Here is a 1071-nt window from a genome sequence, read left to right as displayed (position 1 = left end):
GGCAGCATCACCGCCAGGCGGGCCGCCTGCGCTGGCGCGAGCCGGGCCGCGTCGACGCGGAAGTAGTGTCGCGCCGCGGCCTGCGCGCCGAACACCCCTTCGCCCCATTCGACGTTGTTCAGGTAGATCTCGAGGATGCGCTGCTTCGACAGCAGCCCCTCCAGCATGAAGGTGATGACGAACTCCTGCGCCTTGCGAGGCAGGCTGCGCTCGCTGCCGAGGAACAGGTTCTTCGCCAGCTGCTGCGTGATCGTCGAGCCGCCGATGATCTTCGGCTCGGCACGGCGCGCCGGCGTGGCGCGCGCCTTGGCCGGCCGCTGCTCGATGCGCTCGTTGATCCGCTCGGCCCRGGCCTCGGCCCGCTGGTTCTTCTCCCAGGCCTTCTCGACCGCATCCCATTCGACGCCGCTGTGCTCGGTGAAGCCGGCATCCTCCGACGCGATCACCGCGCGCTTCAGCGTGTCGGCGATGTGGTCGTAGGGCTGCCACTCCTGGCTCCACAGGATCTGGTGCTGCTCGGTCAGCAGCCGCCACGCCTCGGAGCGCTGGAAGGTCGTCGACTGCGGATCGACGACGCTCATCAGCGCGATGCGGGCCAGGAAGTACAGCTGCAGTGCAAGCACCGACAGCACCAGCAGCGCGATCAGCCGCGCGATCTGTCGGGCCGCGTTCTTCATGCCCTGTTCTTCATGCGGCGGACGCGGACAGCCGGGCCTGCAGCTCGGCCAGCACCGGCGCCGTGTCCGGCCGCACGCCGCGCCAGACGAAGAACGCCTCGCCGGCCTGCTCGACCAGCATGCCCAGCCCGTCGCGGCCGAGCGCCCCGTGCCGTGCCGCCCAGCCGATGAAGCCGGCAGCGGCCGGGCCGTACATCATGTCCAGCGCCAGCGTGCCGGCCCGCAGCACGCGCGGCGACACCGGCACCTCGGCACCCTGCAGGCTGCTCGCGCTGGCATTGACGACGACGTCGAAGGCCTCGCCGCAGTCGGCCAGGCCGGTGGCGCGCAGCTCGACGTCGGCGTCGCGCGCCGGCGCGGCATGGCGTGCCGCCAGCGCCCGCGCCTTGTCGAC

1 protein-coding gene and 1 pseudogene are annotated in these 1071 nt (G+C 71.8%); both read right to left on the bottom strand.

Annotated features, from left to right (window positions below; all coding sequences use genetic code 11):
- The coding region (locus AC1DXV_RS34950; RefSeq protein ID WP_477938091.1) for a transglycosylase domain-containing protein at positions 1–677 on the bottom strand (677 nt) is incomplete at its 3' end.
- Positions 678–687: 10 nt separating this feature from the next.
- A pseudogene (gene aroE / locus AC1DXV_RS34945) lies at positions 688–1071 on the bottom strand (shikimate dehydrogenase); the annotation flags it as partial.

The organism is Rhizobacter sp. P3_C12 (assembly GCF_056402735.1).
This window is presented reverse-complemented; position numbering and strand designations above follow the sequence as displayed.